This is a genomic window from Streptomyces sp. NPDC014882 (assembly GCF_043081325.1).
GTDB lineage: Bacteria > Actinomycetota > Actinomycetes > Streptomycetales > Streptomycetaceae > Streptomyces.
Genome location: NZ_JBIBWL010000008.1, coordinates 73,555 through 92,340 on the forward strand (window position 1 = coordinate 73,555; position 18,786 = coordinate 92,340).

17 protein-coding genes are annotated in these 18,786 nt (G+C 74.1%); 2 read left to right on the forward strand and 15 right to left on the reverse strand.

The features are described 5' to 3' along the window. Positions 1-205: 205 nt before the first annotated feature. The 13 genes from ACF09K_RS19790 to paaA all read right to left on the reverse strand — a co-directional run bounded on the left by ACF09K_RS19790 (position 206) and on the right by paaA (position 14,742). Complete coding sequence (locus ACF09K_RS19790; RefSeq protein ID WP_392245207.1) at positions 206-1,555, reverse strand: FG-GAP repeat domain-containing protein; 1,350 nt, start codon at positions 1,553-1,555, stop codon at positions 206-208. Between the two features lie 405 nt (positions 1,556-1,960). Beyond that, entirely contained in the window at positions 1,961-2,710 is a 750-nt protein-coding gene (locus ACF09K_RS19795) for an NUDIX hydrolase (RefSeq protein WP_392245209.1), read from the reverse strand. A gap of 61 nt (positions 2,711-2,771) precedes the next feature. Next, positions 2,772-5,558, reverse strand: a complete 2,787-nt coding sequence (locus tag ACF09K_RS19800) for a CHAT domain-containing protein (RefSeq protein ID WP_392245210.1) — start codon at positions 5,556-5,558, stop codon at positions 2,772-2,774. A gap of 161 nt (positions 5,559-5,719) precedes the next feature. Further along, entirely contained in the window at positions 5,720-7,228 is a 1,509-nt protein-coding gene (locus ACF09K_RS19805) for a CATRA conflict system CASPASE/TPR repeat-associated protein (protein WP_392245529.1), read from the reverse strand. Positions 7,229-7,372: 144 nt separating this feature from the next. Beyond that, a complete protein-coding gene (locus tag ACF09K_RS19810) occupies positions 7,373-7,711 on the reverse strand; it encodes a CATRA system-associated protein (protein ID WP_392245212.1) in 339 nt (112 codons plus the stop codon). 171 nt (positions 7,712-7,882) lie between these two features. Beyond that, the gene (locus ACF09K_RS19815; RefSeq protein WP_392245530.1) at positions 7,883-8,662 is read right to left on the reverse strand and encodes an alpha/beta hydrolase; all 780 of its coding nucleotides are present in this window, start codon (positions 8,660-8,662) and stop codon (positions 7,883-7,885) included. A gap of 208 nt (positions 8,663-8,870) precedes the next feature. Then, positions 8,871-9,719, reverse strand: coding sequence for a tryptophan 2,3-dioxygenase (locus ACF09K_RS19820; protein ID WP_392245213.1), 849 nt, complete (start codon positions 9,717-9,719; stop codon positions 8,871-8,873). 92 nt (positions 9,720-9,811) lie between these two features. Continuing rightward, the gene (locus ACF09K_RS19825; protein ID WP_392245215.1) at positions 9,812-10,603 is read right to left on the reverse strand and encodes an SDR family oxidoreductase; all 792 of its coding nucleotides are present in this window, start codon (positions 10,601-10,603) and stop codon (positions 9,812-9,814) included. Positions 10,604-10,757: 154 nt separating this feature from the next. Continuing rightward, on the reverse strand, positions 10,758-11,957 hold the full coding sequence (locus ACF09K_RS19830; protein ID WP_392245216.1) for a 2Fe-2S iron-sulfur cluster-binding protein: 1,200 nt from the start codon (positions 11,955-11,957) through the stop codon (positions 10,758-10,760). 8 nt (positions 11,958-11,965) lie between these two features. Further along, positions 11,966-12,457, reverse strand: a complete 492-nt coding sequence (paaD, locus tag ACF09K_RS19835; protein WP_392245532.1) for a 1,2-phenylacetyl-CoA epoxidase subunit PaaD — start codon at positions 12,455-12,457, stop codon at positions 11,966-11,968. Between the two features lie 17 nt (positions 12,458-12,474). After that, the gene (gene paaC, locus ACF09K_RS19840; RefSeq protein ID WP_392245533.1) at positions 12,475-13,215 is read right to left on the reverse strand and encodes a 1,2-phenylacetyl-CoA epoxidase subunit PaaC; all 741 of its coding nucleotides are present in this window, start codon (positions 13,213-13,215) and stop codon (positions 12,475-12,477) included. A 100-nt stretch (positions 13,216-13,315) separates the two neighbouring features. Beyond that, entirely contained in the window at positions 13,316-13,627 is a 312-nt protein-coding gene (locus ACF09K_RS19845) for a 1,2-phenylacetyl-CoA epoxidase subunit B (protein ID WP_392245218.1), read from the reverse strand. Further along, complete coding sequence (gene paaA / locus ACF09K_RS19850; RefSeq protein WP_392245535.1) at positions 13,624-14,742, reverse strand: 1,2-phenylacetyl-CoA epoxidase subunit PaaA; 1,119 nt, start codon at positions 14,740-14,742, stop codon at positions 13,624-13,626. The genes ACF09K_RS19845 and paaA overlap by 4 nt, the downstream gene beginning before the upstream one ends. Before the next feature lie 428 nt (positions 14,743-15,170). On the opposite strand from paaA, the gene ACF09K_RS19855 reads away from it, so the two are divergent. Both ACF09K_RS19855 and ACF09K_RS19860 read left to right on the forward strand, forming a co-directional pair. Further along, positions 15,171-15,431 carry an acyl carrier protein gene (locus ACF09K_RS19855; protein WP_392245220.1) on the forward strand — a complete coding sequence of 87 codons (261 nt, stop codon included), beginning with the start codon at positions 15,171-15,173 and terminating at the stop codon, positions 15,429-15,431. After that, entirely contained in the window at positions 15,431-16,915 is a 1,485-nt protein-coding gene (locus ACF09K_RS19860; protein WP_392245537.1) for a class I adenylate-forming enzyme family protein, read from the forward strand. Before ACF09K_RS19855 ends, ACF09K_RS19860 begins: the two co-directional genes overlap by 1 nt. A gap of 265 nt (positions 16,916-17,180) precedes the next feature. Here ACF09K_RS19860 and ACF09K_RS19865 read toward each other — a convergent pair whose 3' ends face one another. Continuing rightward, positions 17,181-17,375 carry an antitoxin gene (locus tag ACF09K_RS19865; protein ID WP_392245221.1) on the reverse strand — a complete coding sequence of 65 codons (195 nt, stop codon included), beginning with the start codon at positions 17,373-17,375 and terminating at the stop codon, positions 17,181-17,183. Between the two features lie 161 nt (positions 17,376-17,536). Continuing rightward, entirely contained in the window at positions 17,537-18,766 is a 1,230-nt protein-coding gene (gene ccrA, locus ACF09K_RS19870) for a crotonyl-CoA carboxylase/reductase (protein ID WP_392245223.1), read from the reverse strand. Positions 18,767-18,786: the final 20 nt, after the last annotated feature.

Genomic DNA, 18,786 nt, shown 5'->3' on the forward strand with positions numbered 1-18,786 from the left:
GTGGGGGGGGGGGGGTGGGGGGCGGGGGGGCCGGGGGGGGGGGGGGGGGCGGGGGCCGGCCGGGGGGGCGGGGGGGGGGGCGGCCGGGGGGGGGGGGGGGGGGGGGGGCCCCCCCGGCCCCCCCCGCCCGGTCACCGGCCCGACGGCGGTGGCCCGCCCGTGATACCGCGGGCGGCCGTCCCCGCGAGCAGGGCGGGCACGGACCTCAGTTCCGGGACCAGACCACGACGCTGTCGGACTCGAACACGGTGAAGACGGCCTCGTTGCGCGGGGGCCACGTGCGGTCGAGATCGGTGACCACGGCACCTCCTGCCTGACCGGCGGCGGTGGCGAGGACGCGGGTGACGAAGGTGCGGTCGTCCTTCTGCTCCAGCCAGAACAGCCGGTCGTCGCCGTCACCGGAGACCAGCAGGTCGATGTCGCGGTCCCCGTCCAGGTCACCGCTGCCGAACACGCCGGGCGCGGCTTGACCTGCCCGGCCGCGCGAGACGATGCCCGTCGACAGGGGGGTCGTGCCCCACGGGGAACGCGGGTCGGCCGGCACCGAGAACGAGACCACCTGGGAGACCGGGTCGGTCGAGCCCGGCGGGAAGACGGTGTTGGTGTGATTGGAGCCGACCCAGACGGTACCGCCGTCGCCGTACAGGTTCCGCACGGGCCGCAGCTGGATCGCCCTGCCCTGCGTGGTGTCGATGACGTGCGGCGTGAAGCCGCCGAACGGATGGTCCGCGTCCGGCACCGCGGTGCGCTCCAGCCACAGGAACGCGGCTCCCGGCTCGAAGTACTGCGCGGAGGCCACGTCGAGGTCGCCGTCGGAGTCGACGTCCGCCACGACGGGGAGGGCACCGCCGCCGGCCGCGAGGTCGACCGGCTCCCGGCTGAAGCGGTCGGGCCCGTCGACGCCCCGGAACACCTGGGTCCAGGCGTTGGCCGGGGGCCGGCCCTCGATCCTGGTGACGGGCCGCAGGGACTCGCCGACGGTCACCAGGTCCTTGCGGCCGTCCCCGTCGAAGTCCACGAGGACGGCGCGGTGGTAGAAGAGGGGGGAGCTGCCCGGCGTCACGATGTCGTGGCGCTTCCAGACTCCGTCGGCACGGTGTTCCCACCAGGTGAGGGATCCGCACGACGTGGTGCAGCCGAGGAACCCGCCCGGGACCACGATGTCGCGGTCTCCGTCGCGGTCGACGTCGGCCACTCCCGGCTCGTTGGGGAAGGGGATCGCGGCGTCGGTGTCGAACACCAGCCGCTTCGACCAGGCGCCGAGGTCCCGTCCGCTCTGCCGGTAGACGGCGAGGGCACCGGCCGCCGGAGGGATCGGCGGGCCTCCCGGCACGGCCTTGAAGCGGCCGAACCCCGTGGCCACGACTTCCTGACGGCCGTCTCCCTCGACGTCACCCGCGACGGCGAAGGCCGCTCCCGGCAGGGAGGCGTCGACCGTGTGCGGGGAGAACGACGCCACCGCGGGAGGAGCCGGTGAGGCGTCGGCGGGGGCGGCCCCGTGGAGCGAAGCGAGGGCGATGAGCATGGCCGTTCCCGAGCGTGTCAGCCCTGACAAGGAGCCTCCTCTGATAATCATGTACATGACATGTTAGAAAGCGGTGTCCTGCCCCGGAAGGTGCCCGTCAGCCGTTCGCGGTGCGGACCGCGAGCACCGTCGGACGTGCCGGCATCCGCCGTGCACCGGGGTCGCCTCCACGCGCCGACCGGTGCCGGAGCCGTGCCGGCGGCAGCGGCAGCGGCAGCGGCGGCGGCAGCGGCCGGACGACACGGCGGCCCGGCGACTCGACCGCGCGACCGACAACCGGCGGACGGCACGGACGGCACGGACGGCACGGACGGCGAAGCCCACCGCGGAGGGGGGCATGGCCGGGCCGGCCATGCCCCCCCTGCCGACGCGGTCACGAACCGGACGTCGCGAACCGGACGTCACGTGACCGTGCCGAAGCCCCGGTGCCGTGCTTCAGGACTCGTCCGTCTTCAGCAGTCCTCGGGCCGTGGCCAGCGCGTACGCGGACAGGGTGTAGGCGTCGGAGATCAGACGACCGGCGACCATGGAGCGGAACTCTTCCTGCGACACGGCCTCGTAGCCGTCGATCCCCTCGGCCCTGGCCCCCGCCGCGGGGGCGTCCGCCGGCCGTGCCCCGTCGAGGTGCGCGAGGTACAGGTGGTCGGTTCCCACCCGCAGGCCGGTGTCGGGGGACACGGGGCCGAGATACGTGAGGCTCCCGACGTGGACGCCCAGTTCCTCCTGGAGTTCCCGGGTGGCCGTACCGGACCCGTCCTCCCCCGGATCACCGAATCCGCGGGGGATCTCCCAGTGCCAGGCGCGGTCCGCGTGGCGGAAGTGGCGCAGCAGGACGACGTGGCCGTCGGCGAGGACGGGGAGCACCGCGGCTCCCCCGGACGCGGCCGCGGGCACGATGCGGATGTACGTGCCCAGCCTGTCGTCCGCGAACCGGACGGCGTCACGCACCAGCCAGAAGTAGGCGTCGCGGTAGACGACGCCGATGTCCCCCGCGCTCTCGGGCAGGCCGGCCGCGACCGCCGCCCGTGACGCCTCGCCGGACGCCCGCTCCTGCTCGGCGGGATCGAGGAGGATCGTGAAGGCGGCGCCGGGCGGGTTCAGGAAGAGTTCCGGGCGGCGCTCACGCAGTGCCTCGTAGTCCGCGAGTGCCGTCCGTCTCCTGACGGCCCGCTCGTGAGCGCCCATGGTCTCTCCTGTTTCTGCGCGTCGTGTCCGGACCGCGGGGGCGGCGCCCGACGCGAACCGGTCATAGGTACAGGGCGAGAGGAAGACGGTCGACCCGCGCCTCCACCGACACGGCCGTCTCCATGCTCTCCCGGTAATGATCGTGCAACACCTGCACCACGTCGAAGACCCCGGTGGACGACGGTTCCAGAGCCTCCCGGCTCCCGCGCAGCAGGGCTCCCACCGTCGAGACCATCGCCGAGTCCTGCACGGACCACAGGGGCACGCCGATGGCACCGGCACCGCTGATGATCAGGGACCGCATGAACCCCAGAACGTCACCGCCCTCGGAGCCCATGCCCTGGCCGGCCAGGCAGGCGCCCAGCACGGTGAGCTTGTTCCTCGGCAGGCTGACGCGCAGGGCGAGGTCGAACTGGGACAGCATGTCCGTCTTCCCCAGGTGGATCAACGGGCCCGACGCCTCGGGCTCGTCGACGTACACACCGTGTCCGGCGTACACGAAGAACTCCGGCTTCACCGACACGAGTTGCTCGAGCCCGTCCCAGTCCGCCCCGAACTCGCCCGCGATCCTGCCCGCGAGGGCGGCGGGGACCCTGCCGGCCACGTGGACGTGGGCGGCGCGCCAGCCGGCTTTCACGATCTCCCTGCCCGTCGCCCTCCTGTCGGTCGACAGCAGCGCCGCGAGGTCGTCGTCGTCCTCCATGAGCTGCTTCTTGAGCAGGTGCCGGCCACGGGTGACGAAGGCGGCGACGCTCACCGAGTGCGAGAGCGGGACCCGGGCGGCCAGCGGCCGGTCGTCGTCCGGCTCGGTGGCGACGTGCAGGGGGATCGCGAAGATGTCGTCGGTCGGGATCAGGGTGAGGTGGGTCAGCGGGCCACCGCGGTCGGCGCTCTCCCAGAACGGTCCGACGAGGAGGCTCCAGATGCGACGGCAGGTCTCCTCCCTCGGCGCCAGGGAATCCTCGTCGAGGAGGTCCGCGGAGACCTGTCGCGCGAGGGCGGTGACCTCCGCGTAGGGGATCGGGGGCAGCAGCGTCAGCAGTCCGTTGCGGCAGACCATGATGCCGAGGGAGTCGGGCGCGGACGCCTCCTCGCCGTTCAGAGGCGCGTCCGACGTGCCGAAACGGAAGTACCGCACGACGCAGGAGCCCTCGTGGTTGAGGGTGTACTGCACGAGCTGGTGAGCGATGTCGTCGTCGTGTGTGGCCGATGTCAGCGGGTGGTGGAGGAAGTGGTCCTCGTACTGCTGCGCCCGCTCGACGAGCAGTTCCCTCATCTCCCTCATCGTCTCCGGGTCGGGGGCCTGGGCCCGCAGGGCCGGCAGGCGGCTCCCCCGCGTGGCCTTCCCGGTCCCGTCGGCCTCACCGGCCCCCTCTGCCCCTTCGGTCTCGCCGATCCCCTCGGTCTCACCGGTCTCACCGGTCTCGTCGGTGTCGGCGCGGGTGGGCAGCGGGTGGGCGGGGCGGTCCAGGACCGGTGGGCGGGACGAGGCGAGCAGGTCCAGGAGCTCACGGCCCGAGGACCTCTCCACCAGGGACACGATCCGCTCCAGGTGCTCCTGCCGGCGGCCGCCCCGGGACACCTCCTTGCCGATGGCGCGCAGATAGGCGGGCCTCACGTGCTCGGCGTAGGCGCGCTTGTACACGGGCAGGGCGATCGCCTCGCGCACCGACTCCGCCATCTTGATCCGGCGGTCCAGGACGTCGCCCGGCCGCTCGGCCTCGGGAAGGGCCGCGGCCGCCTCCCGGTAGGCGCGCACGGTGTACGCGTAGAAGTCGACGTCGAGTCCGGCACGGCGGCCCGTACCGGCCGCGTCGTCCTCCAGCTCGTCCAGGAGCCGTGCCAGTTCGGCCAGACCGGCGGGGCCGCCGCCGAGCTTCGCGAGGTTCTGGCGGGCGATCCGCCGGCCGCGCTCCCACCCCCGCCGTGCGCGTTCCCCCTCGCCGCGCCCGATGTCGCGCAGGGTCGCGAAGCGCTCCTGGGGGCGGTCGCCGCAGAAGGCCTGGTTCATGAGCGACTGCGACACCCGGTAGGTGTCGTCCAGGCCCTCGGAGAGGGCCTGGGAGCGTGCGGTGACACGCAGCGACTCCTGGACCTCCCCGGCCTGCCGCAGTGCGGTGGCGAGGTTGTGGAGGGCGTTGGAGTAGCCGCGCAGGAACTCCCGGTGCCTCAGGGGGGTCGACCCGTCGGGGACGGACCCGGTGTCGACGCCGTGCTCGTCCGCCTGCCGCAGGATCCTGTCGTGCGTCTCCTGCATGGGTGGGACGAAGGCCTCGACGTCGGTGCCGCCGTCCTTCTCCCTCGCCGCCTGGGCGCGTTCCTCGAACTGCGCGCGGGTGTGGTTGCTGAGCAGGTCGGGCAGCGCCCACCACAGCCCGGCCCTCTCGGCCACCTCGACCGCCGTCCCGAAGACACGGCGGGAGGCGGTGTAGCTGCCCAGGCGGTACCGGATCCGGCCGACTCCGTCGTGCCAGCGGGCGAGGGCGTAGTGGGGGAAGACGTCAGCGGGGTCGAGGGCGCCGTCGGTGTGCCAGGCCATCAGCCGTTCCGCGTCCCGCTGCGATTCCTCGATCAGTTGCAGTGCCGAGAGCAGTTCGTAGCCGACGTCGGCCTGGACGATCTCGCACCAGTGGGCACCGACCCGGCGGGCGACGCCGCGCGCGCCCGCCGCCGGGTCCTTGGTGTGCGCTCGCGCCAGTCGCAGCATGCCGGTGGCGTCCGCCTGACGCATCGGGGCGTCGAAGTCGACGTCGAACCTCATGATCAGGTCCTCGACGTCCAGGGCCTCGACGAAGGCCCTGATCGTGGAGCCGGGGTCCTGCGGGTGATGTCCGTCGGCCTGCGCCATGCGGAGACTCCTCGGTGGTTCCGTAGGGTTCGTGGTTCCGTGGGGGTGGTGGTTCCGTGGGGTCGGTGGCTCCGCGGCCGCGGGGTGCGGTCGGACGGCGCAGGGCGGGCGGAGGGGGCTGGCGAGCAGGGCGGAGGGGGCCGGCGGGCAGGGCGGGGGAGCTACCTCGGCCGGGTCAGGGCGTACGTTCCGAGGAGCGTGGTCAGACCGGTCACGAGGGCGGCGGAGATCGTCCACGCGGCGGTGGGCGGCCCTCCTCCCCCGCTGATCCCCCCGGCGGTGGCGGCCAGCCATCCCAGGGCGGCGCCGAACAGTCCCGCGGCGCCCGAGTCGAGCCACCTGTACCGCCGTGTGGCCGGCGAGGCGCCCGCCAGGCGCAGCACGGCCAGGGGCAGGGCGAGGGCGAGCGCGGACAGGGCGGCGATGGCCGGGGACTGGAGCACCTTGCGCATCGGCACCTCGTACTGCATCGCCTGCACCGCCGTCAGCGCGGTGAGGACGGCACCCAGGACGGATGTCTGAATGAGCGTCAGCCAGCCCCGGTGGCGGGCAAGTTCGCGCTCGACGAGCGTCGAGACCGCGGTGCGCACGCCTTCCGCCCGCTCGCGTACGGCCTCGAGGTGGAGGCGGTCCTCCTCCACCTGCCGGATGAGCCATTCGGCTTCGGCGAGGTCCGTCACGGTCCAGGAGGTTCCCTTGCCGCGCCGTCGTGTGTCGGGGGTGTGCAGGCGCATGTTGGCGACGGCGATGGAGAGGCCACGGCTCAGCTGGCGTTGCCGGGTGATCGTCCACAGCAGTCCCTGGGGGCCGAACTGCGCCTCGTCCAGGAGGGCCGACGCCTTCAGGACGCGTTCCAGGGGTACGGGATGCCGCGTCGTGTGCTCCAGCTCCCGCAGGAGCCGTGTCGTCCGCTCGTCGCTCTCGACGGTCTGCGCGTTCGACGCCCCCGCCGCCCCCGACGCCGCGTACCTCAGGTGCTGATAGCGGATCTTCGAGAGCTGGAGCAGATAGCGGGCGAGGGGTCTCAGGCCGTGCCGGCCCCCGACGGCCCAGGCCCATTCGTCGAGGGCGTCCTCCTGGCGGGCCGGTGCGAGGACGTAGAGGTCGGTCACGGCCTCCGGTCCACCGGCGGCGTCGGACCGCCACACGGCGAATCCGTGCTCCGTCCGGTCGAAGCCGTTCCACCAGGACTCGCTCCCCGGCCGGGGCGCGTGCCGGCGCACGAGGTCGCACAAGTCGCTGTCCCCCAGGCCGAGTCCGCGGTCGTAGAGGGCCTCGAACACACGGAACTCACCGAGCATGCCCCACGACGGTGACGGGCCGCCCGCGGCGGCCACCGCGGCGTTCCACCGGGCGTCGAGGTCGCTCCACCGGGTGAGGCCCCTCGTCGTGTCGTTGGGCGCGAGCAGGGCGACGACACCGACGACGTCGTGCTCGGCGAAGGCGAAGGCGGAGTAGAGGGCGTCGCCCTCCGTCCGCTCCGCGGCCGCCAGCAGGGTGAACTCCGAGGCGGCGGCCGGGCCGGCCGAGCCGAAATCGATGTGGTCGGCGGGAACCGGAACCCCCGGAATCGGTTCGGTCATGCCCAGCGAGCGACAGGCTCGCCACAAGGATGCGAGATATTCTCGTGAATTGTTGTCGATTTCCGAATCGGCCGGCGCGAATGCCATCACGATCAGAGCCGACCTGGTGATTCCGCTCACGCCGCGTAGCCCACTTCCCGGATTTCCGAAGGAGAGGGTGCGGACGGCACAGTCGTTTCCCGAGGGATTTTCCCGCCTGGCCGCCGCACCGGAATGGCCGGAAACAGGCCGTCAGCCGGCCGTCTCCCCGCCGTCACCCTCGCCCCGGGGCGGGTCCTGCGGACCGCGCAGGTCGACGGTCAGCCGTTCGATCAGGTGATTCCGCTGTTCCCGCTGTTGCGGCGGGATCGGGGTCCGGTCCGCGCCCAGCCGGGCCCGTGCGCGGCGGGCCGCCCCCGCCCGCTCCAGCGGTTCGAGCCGGGCGAGGACGTGGACGGTTCCGGTGTCGTCCCCTTCGGCGAGCACGGCCCCGAGGCTTTTCAGGACATCGCCCACGGTGTCCCACTGCTGTGGGGTGAGCTGCCAGTCCTCGATCTCCTCAAGTCGTTCGATGATCCGTTGTGGCGTCATGGAATCCTCCCCCGACCGCGCCCGGCCGCACGCACGTTCGCGCGCATTCCCCGCATCGACGCAGCGATTCGGATCATAGCGCCGACACCCCCGTGCCGGGCCGGGGATTTCCAGAACATCTCGGCCGGGTCCGCTTCGGCGGCCGTCAATGGCGCCGTGCGGCCGGAGGCCTCAGGTGACCGGTCCCGCGGGCGGTGGCGTCGGGCCGAACCCGGCCGACAGCTCCCGCAGGGTGTCGGCGACCGCGCGGGCGCCGGGCGCGCCCGGTTCGATGAGGGTGTAGTGGCCGGTGCCGGGCAGGACGACCGTCCGCAGGTCGTGGTGGACGGCCGCGTAGTCGCTGAACTGCGTGAGCGGGACCTCCTCGTCGGCGGCGCCGTGCAGCAGCACGGTGGGCACCCCGGTCGTGCCGGCCCCGCGCAGCAGGGTCAGCGGGTCGACCTCGGGCAGCCAGCGGTCGAACCCCTCCTCGCCGCCCAGGAGTTGCAGGGCGGCGTCGTTGCTGAGTCCGTCGCGCCGGGTGGCGGTGAGGTCGGTGAGCGGCGCGAGGGCGAGCACGCTCGTGGGCAGGGTGCGCGTGTGCCAGCGGGAGCCGGCGGGCAGCAGCCCGCGGGCGGCGCACCACAGGGCCAGGTGACCGCCGGAGCAGTGGCCCGCCAGGACGTAGGGCCGCCCCTGGGGCAGGGTGTCCACGATCCGGGCGACGTCGTCGAAGGTCTCGGGGCAGCCGCCCGCACCGCCGGAGCGGCGGAAGCCGGGGAGCAGCACCTCGAAGCCCTGCCGGGAGAGGTGGGCCGCGAAGGGGGTGAGGTGCATCCGGTCGTAGCGCCAGTAGCCGCCGTGCAGCAGGACGACCAGCGGCGCGTCGGGATCGTCGGCCGGCCAGGCGTCGTAGGACTGGTGCGGGTGGTCGCCGTAGCGGCCGTGCACCGGGGCCAGCACCGGCTTCAGGCCGAGGACCCGCTTCTCCTCCTCGGCCGCGAAGGCGGAGACGGTCCTGGGGCCTCCGGTCCGGGTCGTGCCGGGCTCGCGGGGTCCGGCACCGCGCCCCGCCGCGCCGTCGTCGGCCGCCGTGGCTCCGCCGTGGCGTCCTCCCGCGCCTCGCGACGCCCGGCCAGGGACCCCGCTCCCCGATCCGGCCCGGTCCGGACGGAAGACCCTAGACGTCACCGCGCACCTCCCACAGTTCGGGGAAGACCGGGCGGGCCGCACGCCTCTCCAGCCAGGCCAGGCCGGCGGAACCCGCGCTGCCCGGTTTCGCGCCCATGGCGCGGCGCACCACCAGGACGTGCTCGAACCGCCAGCGGGTGACCAGTTCGGCGATGTCGGTGAGCAGTTCGCCCAGCGCGAGGTGGGGGTGCGCCTGCGGTCCCGCGTAGACGCGCCGCCACACGTCCACCACCGCGGGGTCGGAGGTGTACGGACGGGTGACGTCCCGCTCGCGGACGCTCCGCGGCACGGGCAGGCCCTGCCGGTGCAGGAAGGCGAGCACCTCGTCGTACAGGGACGGTTCGCGGTAGGTGTCCGCGAGTGCCTCGTGGACGGCCGGGTCGCCCCGGTGGGCGCGCAGCATCCCGGCGGACTTCTCGCCGAGGAGGAACTCCAGGTGCCGGTACATCGCCGACTGGAAGCCCGAAGCCCGGCCGAACGCGGCCCGGAAGCCGTTGAACTGGGCGGGGGTCAGCGCGGCGATGGGCGCCCAGGCACCGTTGAGGGCGGTCAGCGCCCGGCGGCTGCGCACCAGGGCGTCCGTGGCCGCGCGCAGGTCGTCCTTGGTGAAGGCCACGCGTGCGGTGCGCCACTCGTGCACGACCAGGGTGAACCACAGCTCCATCACCTGGGTGGTGACGAGGAAGGCCATCTCGTCCGGGGCCTCGGTGAGCGGGTGCTGCAGCGAGTTGAGGACGGAGGCCTGGACGTACGTGTCGTAGGGGCTCGCGCCCGTGAAGGGCTGGGTCGGGAGGTCGTCCGTCACCGGCTCGGTGAGCACGGACGTGCTGTCGTTCATCGCGACTCCTGGAGGGGCGGCCGGCGGACGGCCGGAGGGCGGGCGGTCGGCAGGAGGGGCGCCCCGGTGGGGCGGGGCGCCGGGCCGCGGTGTCACACGCCGAGGTGGACACCGCCGGAGGCGTCGATCCACTGACCGGTCATCCAGCGGGCGTCGTCGCTCGCGACGAAGGAGACGACGTCGGCGATGTCCGCCGGGTCGCCGAGCCGGCCGAACACGGAGGCCTCGGAGTACCGGCGGCGGATCTCCGGGATGCGGAGCGTGGGGTTGATCTCGGTCTCGGTGTAGCCGGGCGCCACGGCGTTGACCGTGATGCCGCGGGGGCCCAGCTCCTGGGCGAGGGAGAGGGTGAGGTAGTCGAGGGCGGCCTTGGTCATGGTGTACGAGACGATCGCGGGGAAGGCGACGCGGGTCGCCACGGAGGAGATGTTCACGATCCTGCCGCCGTCGCGCAGCCGCTCCAGGCCGCGCTGGATGATGAAGAACGGCGCCTTGGTGTTGATCGCGAAGACCCGGTCGAAGTCGGCCTCGGTGACGTCGGCGAGGGGACGCGGGACGGTGACGCCCGCGTTGTTGACGAGGATGTCGAGCCCGGTCGGCGCGTCCTGCCCGGCCGGGGCCAGGTCGGCCAGAGCCCGGTCGAAGGCCGACCACAGGGTGTCGGCGTCACCGGGCACCCCGAGTTCGGCGTGCACGGGGAAGGCGCGGCCGCCGTCGGCCTCGATCTCCTTGACCGTCCGTTCGGCGGCGTCCGGGTCGTGTCCGTAGTGGACCGCGACCAGCGCGCCCTCACGGGCGAGGCGGCGGCTGACGGCTCTGCCGATGCCCCGGCTGCCTCCGGTGACCAGGGCGGTCTTCCCCGCGTGGCGGGCGGTGGTGGTCAAGGCGGTTCTCCTTCGCTCGGTGGTCGTGCGGCGTCTTCGCCCGGTGGCGGTGGGGCGCCGTGGCGCGCCGTGGCGCGCAGTGGCGGTGGGGCGTCGTGGCGGTGGGGCGTCGTGGTACCTCGTGGTGGTACGGCGGTCTGTCCGGCGGCGCGGGTCACGCGTCGAAGTCGAGGGTGACCTCGGGGGTGCTCGGCCGCGCCCGGCAGACGAGCGTGTAGCCGGCGGCGCGGTCGCCCCGGTCGAGGGCGTACTGGCCCTCCGCCGCGACCCGGCCGGACAGGACCTTCGCGCGGCAGCTGCCGCACACGCCTTCGCGGCAGGCGTACGGCACGTCGGGGTCAGCCCGCAGCAGCGCGTCGAGGATCGCCGTGTCCTGCGGCAGGACGGTGGCGGTGCGGCGGCGCCCGCCGAGCAGGGCGGTGACGCGGGCCTCCCCCACGCCCGGGACCACGGCGGCCGTGCGCACCGGTGCGGCCGTGTCCGGTTCCCTCGGTGACGTGCCGGGTACCGTGAACGACTCCCGGCGGATCAGGGCCGGGTCGGCTCCCCGGTCCGTCAGGGCCTGCCGCGCGGTGTCGACCAGGCCGGGCGGGCCGCACAGGGCGAACACGGTGCCCGGACCGGGCCGGGCGTCCGTCGCCGCGAGCAGCCGGGACAGGCTCCCGGCGTCGATCCGCGCGCCGAAGGGGCCGTCGCCGTGGCCGCGGTCCTCGCGGGTGAGGACGTACAGGACGGTGAGCCGGTCGAGGAACGCGTCCTTGAGTTCGGCGAGTTCGTCGGCCAGCAGGGCGTCCGCGGACGTGGGGACGGAGTGGACGAGGGAGACGCGGCAGGCCGGGTCGTGGCGCAGCGCGTGGGCGGCCATGGCGGCGAGCGGGGTGATGCCCGAGCCGCCGGCGAGGAGGAAGTGGTGGGCGCCGGGCAGGTCCGGCAGGGCGAAGTCGCCCGTGGGCGGGGAGAGCAGGAGACGGTCACCGGGTGCGAGGCGGCCGACGGCGTGGGCGCCGAAGCCGTCGGGGCCGCCCCGTTCGACGACCAGGCGGAGTGCCCGGGGGTCGTGCGGCGGCGGGCACACCGAATAGCTGCGGCGCAGTTCGCCGTCGGCGCGGTGGTGGCGGACGACGACGTGCTGGCCGGGCCGGTGGGCGAAGACCTCGCGCAGCGCGGCCGGCACGGCCAGGCCGACGGCCACGGCGTCGGCGGTGAGGCGGCGCACCTCGGTGACCTCCAGGCGGTGCCAGCCGGTGCGCGGGCGCGGGCGCGAACCCTGCTCCTGCTCCTGGCCCCGGTCCTGGCCCCGGTCCTGGTCGTCGGGCGCCTCGTGCCGGGCGGTGGGCGGGGTGGTGGTGTTCACGGTCTGCCTCACAGCGCGGTCAGGTGGGGGAAGGGTTCGCGGCACGTCGTGCACCACATCACCGACTGGCACCGGGACGGTCCGAAGGGCAGGTGCGGCCGGGTGGCCCGCGAACGGCAGTGCGGGCAGGACACCCCGCCCAGCTCGACCGGGACCGGTCCGGTGGGGGCCGGGGACACCGGCGGGGCGATGCCGTTCGCGGCGAGCCTGCGCCGCCCCTCGGGGGTGATGCGGTCCGTCGTCCAGGGCGGGGACAGGACCTGCCGTACGCGGCCGTCGGGGTGGCCGCAGGCGGCCAGTACCTCCCGTACCGCGGAGGTGATCGCGGGAAGCGCGGGGCAGCCCAGGTAGGTGGGGGTGATCTCCACCTCGAGGACTCCGTCGGCGCCCGGGGCGACCGAGGCCACCACACCGAGGTCGCCCAGGCCGATCACCGGCAGTTCCGGGTCCGGGACGGCCTCCACCCGCTCGCGCACCTCGTCCACCGGGAGGGGCATCATGGCCGGTGCCGGATCGTTCACCAGGTGCCTCCGGGGAACTGCCGGTACACCGACTGGAGTTCGGCGATCAGCGGGTCGAACTCCTCGGTGTGCAGGCCGGAGCGGCCGCCCCTGGCCGACCAGGGGGCCGTGGGCACGGTGAGCTCCGCGTCGGTGACGACCTCGGTGACGCGCCGTTCCCACTCGTCGCGCAGGGACGCCGGTGAGGGCACCGTGCCGGCGGCGGCCAGGCGTCGGACCACGTCGTCCTCGTCGAAGAGTTCAGCGGTGTACGGCCACACCCGCTCGAGGCCCCGCCGCATGCGGCGGGCGCTCTCCGGGGTGCCGCGCCCCAGCCGCAGGATCCAGCGGTCCGCGTGCGACCGGTGGAAGGCGACCTCCTTGGCGGCCCGCGCCCCGAAGGCGGCCAGTTCGGCGTCGGCGCAGTCCGCCAGCGCCTCGTGGTGGAGGACCGCGTAGTGCGTGTAGGCCAGCTGCCGGGCCACGGTCACCGCGAAGTCGTCGTCGGGCAGCTCCGTGAGCAGGACGTTGGTGAACTGGCGTGCCGAGCGGGTGAAGGCGAGGTCGTCCTCGGTGCGGCCGGTCCCGTCGAGCTGTCCGCTGCGGGTGAGCAGGGTGCGGGCGTGGCCGATCAGGTCCAGGGCGATGTTGGACAGCGCCAGGTCCTCCTCGACGGTCGGCGCGCGCGTGATCCACCGGCACAGGCGCTGCCCGAGGACGAGGGCGTCGTCACCGAGGCGCAGCAGGTACAGGGCCAGATCGGTGTCCGTGGGGGCTCCGGGAGCGGAGGAGGCGCCGTCGGCCGCCGCCGGGGCGGCACCGGTCGCGGCGGCCCGCGCCGCGGGGTCCGCGCGCGTGTCACTCGGCGTGGTCACCCTCGGGTCCTTTCTCGGTCAGGGGCGCGAAGTGCTCGGGATAGCGGTACGGCTTGTGGCGGGCGGCGGCGAAGTACGGGTCGCGTTCGTCCGGGGAGGTCGTGTGCACGGCGTCCGAGCGGACCACCCACAGCGAGAGCGGATCGCCGCGGCGGGCGTACAGGTCGCGGGCCAGCGCCAGTGCCGCGTCCGGGTCGGTCGCGCGCACCGATCCCGCGTGCTGGTGCGCCAGTCCCCGGCGGGTCCGCAGGAAGACCTCCCAGGACGCCGGTGCGCCCTCCCGGTCGCGGGTCATGCGTGCTCCTCCGTCCGTCGCGGGGCGGCGTCGCCGGACCGCGCCTCGCCGATGCCCGCGTCCGCCGCGTCCCCGGCGGCCCTCTCCGCCTCCGCCTCCGCCTCCGCCTCCGCGCGGGCGGCGTACGCGGCGGTCGCCTCCCGCACCCAGGCGCCGTCGTCGTGCGCGGCCCTGCGGTGCGCGATCCGCTGGCGCGCCCAGTGGGTGTCGTCGCCCAGCGCCTCGCGGTAGGTCTCCCAGTCGACCGGGGTGAAGTCGTAGTGGCCGCGCTCGTCGTTCCAGCGGATCGCCGGGTCGGGCAGCGTCAGGCCGAGGCGTTCGGCCTGCGGGACGCACGTGTCGACGAAGCGCTGGCGCAGTTCGTCGTTGGTGTGGCGTTTGATGCCCCAGGCCATCGCGCGGCGGGAGACCGCGGCGCCGAGTGCGGCCGTCCGCGCGTCGGCGCCGCCGGCCTCGGTGTCGGGCGGGCCGAACATCAGCGCGACGGCCGGCAGCCACCAGCGGTTCACCGCGTCCTGCGCCATCTCCTTCTGCTCCGGCGTCCCCTCGCACAGCGCGCGCATCAGGTCGTAGCCCTGCCGCACGTGGAAGGCCTCCTCCTGGCAGACGCGGCGCATCGCCCGGGCGTACGGCCCGTAGGACGTGCGGCACAGGGGGGCCTGGTTGATGACGGCGGCGCCGTCCGTCAGCCAGGCGACGGCCCCGGTGTCCGCCCAGGTCAGCGCGGGGTGGTTGAAGGTGGCGGAGGCCCGCTGCTGTCCTTGGTGCAGGGCTTCCAGCAGGTCGGCGCGGTCCACGCCCAGCGTCTCGGCGGCCGAGTACAGGTACAGGCCGTGGCCGGCCTCGTCCTGGACCTTGGCGATGAGGACGGACTTGCGGTGCAGGGAGGGGGCCCGGGTGAGCCAGGCGCCCTCGGGCTGCATGCCGATGATCTCGGAGTGGGCGTGCTGGGCGATCTGGCGGATCAGCATGCGGCGGTACCCGTCGGGCATCCAGTCGCGCGGTTCGACCGTCCCGCCGGCGGCGACGAGGGACTCGAAGCGCGCGAGCAGGTCGTCCTGGTCCGCGGGCGGGGCCCCCGGGTCCGCGGACACGGCACCCCGGTCCGCGGGCACCGCTCCCCCGTCGGGGGACGGGGCGTCCTCGTCCGCGGACACGGCAGCGGCGGTCCGCGCGCCCGTGCGGGCGCTCACGCCGCACCGCCCGCACGGACGGCGCGTGCCGCGGTGACGCGACACGCCGGGCGCCCTCCCGCGGCCCGGACCGGTACCGGCTGCCTGGGCACTCGCATCACTCCTTCTCCCTCTCCGTCTCCGTCTCCGTCGTTCCGGGACACGTCTCCTTGTCGTCTCCCGGAACACGTCCCTTCGTTGCGGTAAGAGGCCGGGCACGGGCTCCGGCTATCCCTGCCGCACGCCGTTCGGACGCGTGACGAAGCTCACGGGGCGGTCCGGGGAGTGGGACCGGCCGATCCCGCCTCTTGAGGGGGTGACAGTCGCGAGATCCGCACGGCGGCCGGCACGCCGGGGCGAAAGGGGAAACCATGAGCACCATCAGGGAGTTGCTGGTCGAACTCACCGGCACGACCGAGTACGCGGACACGGTGGGCGACGACGTCGACCTCGCGGCCAGCGGCATCGACTCCGGGGACCTGGTGCGTCTCGTCCTGCTCGTCGAGCAGCGGCTCGGCGTGGAGATCACCGCGGAGGACATGGAGAGGCTGCGCACGATCGGCGACTACGAGCGCTTCGTCTCCGAACACACGGCCGCCGGTGCCGCCGGCGGTGCCACCGGCGGTGCGTGATGTGGCTGACACAGCTGCTGGAGCGCAACCGCCAGTGCTTTCCCGACCGGACGGCGCTGGTCGACGAGCGACGGAGCGTCACCTGGGCCGAGTTCCACGACCGGACGGCCGAGCTGGCGCGCGGGCTGGCCGACCTGGGCATCGAACGCGGTGACCGGGTCGCCGTGCTCTCCAAGGACCGCGTCGAGGTGCTGGAGACGTACTTCGCGCTCGCCCGGCTCGGCGCGCTGTTCGTGCCGCTGAACCACAGCCTGGCCGTGCCCGAGGTCACCGGCATCGTCGAACGCGTCGGGGCGGTGGCCGTCCTCGGCGAGTCCGAGCTGCTGGACCGGCACACCGAGCTGCCGGGATCGGTGCGGATACGGATGGCCTTCGACAAGCCCGCCTTCACGGCCCTGGGTACCCTGGCCGCCGAGCGGTACCTGCCCGCCGTGGCCGACACCGACCCGATCGCCGTGCTGCACACCTCGGCGACCACCGGGCAGGCCAAGGGCGTCACCGTCGACAGCGGGTCCTTCCGGGCCATCGCCCTGGGCTGGCTGGTCATGGCCCGGCCCACCGACGACATCGTCATGGTCAACTGCTGTCCGCTCTACCACGGCAGCATGGTGGTCTCCCTGACCTACATGGCGGCCGGCGCCACGATCGTGCTGATGCCCGGTTTCACCCCGCAGCGGGCGCTCTCCGCGGTGGAGAAGCACCGCGCCACCCACCTGTGGATGGTGCCGCAGATGCTGCGCTTCGTGTTGCAGGCCAAGGCGTCCCGCAGCACCGACCTGTCCTCCCTCCGGGAGATCCTGTACGGCGCCGCCCCGATGCCGCTGGACGTGTACGCCGACGCCGTCCGGCGGCTCGGCTGCGGCTTCCGGCAGGTGTACGGCATGACGGAGGTGGGCGGCCCGTTCGTGACCCTCGGCCCCGACGAGCACCCCGCCCCCGGGGACGTCACCGCCCGCATCCCGTGCGGGCGGGTCGTACCGGGCATGTCCGTGCGCGCGGTGGACGAGGACGGCCGGGATCTGCCGCCCGGCGGGATCGGCGAGATCGTCGTGCGCGGGCCCGGCCTCATGCGGGGCTACTGGAACGACCCTGAGGCCACCCGCGAGATCACCCTCGACGGCTGGATCAGGACCGGCGACCTGGGGTTCGTGGACGGGCAGGGGCGCGTCAGCCTCGTGGACCGCACGAAGGACGTCATCATCCGCGCAGGTCAGAACGTCTACCCCTCGGAGATCGAGCGCGCCCTGATGACCCACCCCGCCGTGCGGGACACCGCGGTCGTCGGGATGCCGGACGAGGACTACGGCGAGGTGCCGCTGGCGTACGTCGTCCTGGAGCCGGGCGCGGACACGGGCCGGGCGGAGCTGCTGGCGCATGTGCGGGAGCTGCTCGCTCCGTACAAGCGGCCGCGACGCGTGGAGTTCATCGAGCAGGTGCCGCGCAACCCCGCGGGAAAGATCGTCAAGAAGCTGCTGCGGGGGTGAGGGCGCGCCGCTCCCCGGCGCCGGGCGCACCACGGGGACCGGGCCGGCCGGAACTGTTCCGGCCGGCCCGGTCCTTTCCCGGGTCCCGGCACCGCGGGGGGCACCGCCTGGCGGGTCCGCGTGCCCGGACGCCCGGCGGCGCCCGCTCCCGGCCGCCGCGGGCCCGGCCGGGCCGGCTCCGCGGGCCGGGCACGCGCTTCCGGGCCGGCGGCACGCTTGCAGCCCCCGGCGCACGGCGCCGGGGGCTGCAAGGCGGACCTGGGGGTCAGCGCTCCGTCGGACCGCTGTCCCGGTAGGTACGGCGGGCCGCGTCGGCGGCCTTGTCGGTCTGGGCGTCGTACTTGTTCCCCGTCCGCTCGTCGACCACGCGATCGGCGCCGGTCACCGCCTTGTCGGCCTGGTCCGGGTGGCCCTTGGCCATTTCCTTGGCCTTCTTCGCCATGTCGCCCAGCTTGCCCATGGGGTACCTCCCGCGATAGCGCGTGCCTCGTACCTGGCCGCGGGTACCCCGCGGACCGGGGACGAATCACCCCGGCCGCACCACGGGATCCACGCCGCGGCGGCCGCACCACGGGATCCACGCCGCGGCGGCCGCGGTCGGGACCGCGGCCGCCGGGCCCGTCACCTCCGGGCGTTCACCAGCACCGCCATGTTCCCCGCCGGGTGGCGGTTGTCGTGGATGAGCTGGTGGGCCAGGCCGATCTCGTCGAAGTCGAAGGTCCGTGACAGGCAGGGGTCGACGACGCCCTGGTCGATCAGCCGGGTGACCTCCCGCGCCTCGCGGGCGCCGGCGACGTGCGAGCCCTGGAGCCGCTTCTGCCGCATCCACAGGAAGCGCAGGTCCACGTCACCGTTGTAGCCGGTGGTGCCGCCGCAGATGACGACCATGCCGCCGTTGTCGCACAGGTACAGGGAGGTGGGGATGGTGTCGGCGCCCGAGTGCTCCAGCACGATGCGCGGGCTGCGGCGCTCGCCGAGCACCTCCCAGAAGCGCCGGCCGAAGGCGCGGGCGCCGGTCAGCCAGCGGGCCGTCGCGGCCTCGTCGGAGGTGTCGGGCAGCCGGCCCCAGTGGTCGAACTCCCGCCGGTCGATCCATCCCTTGGCGCCCAGTTTGAGGCAGAACTCGCCGCGTTCCTCGCTGGAGACGACGGCGACCGGGATGCCGCCGACGTGCCGGACCAGCTGGATGGCGATGCTGCCCAGTCCGCCGGCGCCGCCCCAGATCAGCACCGGGTCGCCCGGGCGCACCGTGTGCGGTTCCCAGCCGAAGAGCTGGCGGTAGGCGGTGGCGGCGGTGGCCATGTAGCAGGCCGCCTCCGCCCAGGACAGCCGGGCCGGCTTGGGGTGGCACATGTAGTCGTCGACGACCGCGAACTGGGCGAAGGAGCCGTAGTTCTCCTCGTAGCCCCACACCCGCTGGCTGGTGGAGAAGGCGGGGTCGCCGCCGAGGCGGATGTCCTCGGCCTTCTCGTCCCACCGGCTGGCGAGGACGACGACCTCGTCGCCCAGCTTCACCCCGCGCACGTCCTCGCCGACCGCCCACACGATCCCGGACAGGTCGGAGCCGCCGATGTGGAAGTCCTCGGTGGCACCCGCCTTCTGCCGCGCGGCGATCACGTCGAGCGGCGAGCCCAGCGCCGCCCACACGTTGTTGTAGTTGATGCCGGCCGCCATCACCTTGACCAGGACCTGGCCGCGGCCGACGGGCGGGACGTCGACCACCTCGGTGCGGAAGGCGTCGACGGGCCGGCCGTAGCGCTCGCGGCGGATGAGCGAGGCGTACATCTTCTCGGGGGCGGTGCCGATCTCGGGCGCGTCGCCGAGCTCGTAGAGGTCCTGGGTCGCGGTCACGCGGAATCTCCTGAACGGTC

Coding starts and splice junctions, on each gene's coding strand:
- ACF09K_RS19795 (WP_392245209.1), bottom strand. CDS start 2,710: ATGGGCGCTCACGAGCGGGCCGTCAGGAGACGGACGGCACTCGCGGAC.
- ACF09K_RS19810 (WP_392245212.1), bottom strand. CDS start 7,711: ATGACGCCACAACGGATCATCGAACGACTTGAGGAGATCGAGGACTGG.
- ACF09K_RS19865 (WP_392245221.1), bottom strand. CDS start 17,375: ATGGGCAAGCTGGGCGACATGGCGAAGAAGGCCAAGGAAATGGCCAAG.
- ACF09K_RS19845 (WP_392245218.1), bottom strand. CDS start 13,627: ATGACCCGCGACCGGGAGGGCGCACCGGCGTCCTGGGAGGTCTTCCTG.
- ACF09K_RS19820 (WP_392245213.1), bottom strand. CDS start 9,719: ATGAACGACAGCACGTCCGTGCTCACCGAGCCGGTGACGGACGACCTC.
- ACF09K_RS19800 (WP_392245210.1), bottom strand. CDS start 5,558: ATGGCGCAGGCCGACGGACATCACCCGCAGGACCCCGGCTCCACGATC.
- ACF09K_RS19860 (WP_392245537.1), top strand. CDS start 15,431: ATGTGGCTGACACAGCTGCTGGAGCGCAACCGCCAGTGCTTTCCCGAC.
- ACF09K_RS19805 (WP_392245529.1), bottom strand. CDS start 7,228: ATGGCATTCGCGCCGGCCGATTCGGAAATCGACAACAATTCACGAGAA.
- ACF09K_RS19855 (WP_392245220.1), top strand. CDS start 15,171: ATGAGCACCATCAGGGAGTTGCTGGTCGAACTCACCGGCACGACCGAG.
- paaD (WP_392245532.1), bottom strand. CDS start 12,457: ATGATGCCCCTCCCGGTGGACGAGGTGCGCGAGCGGGTGGAGGCCGTC.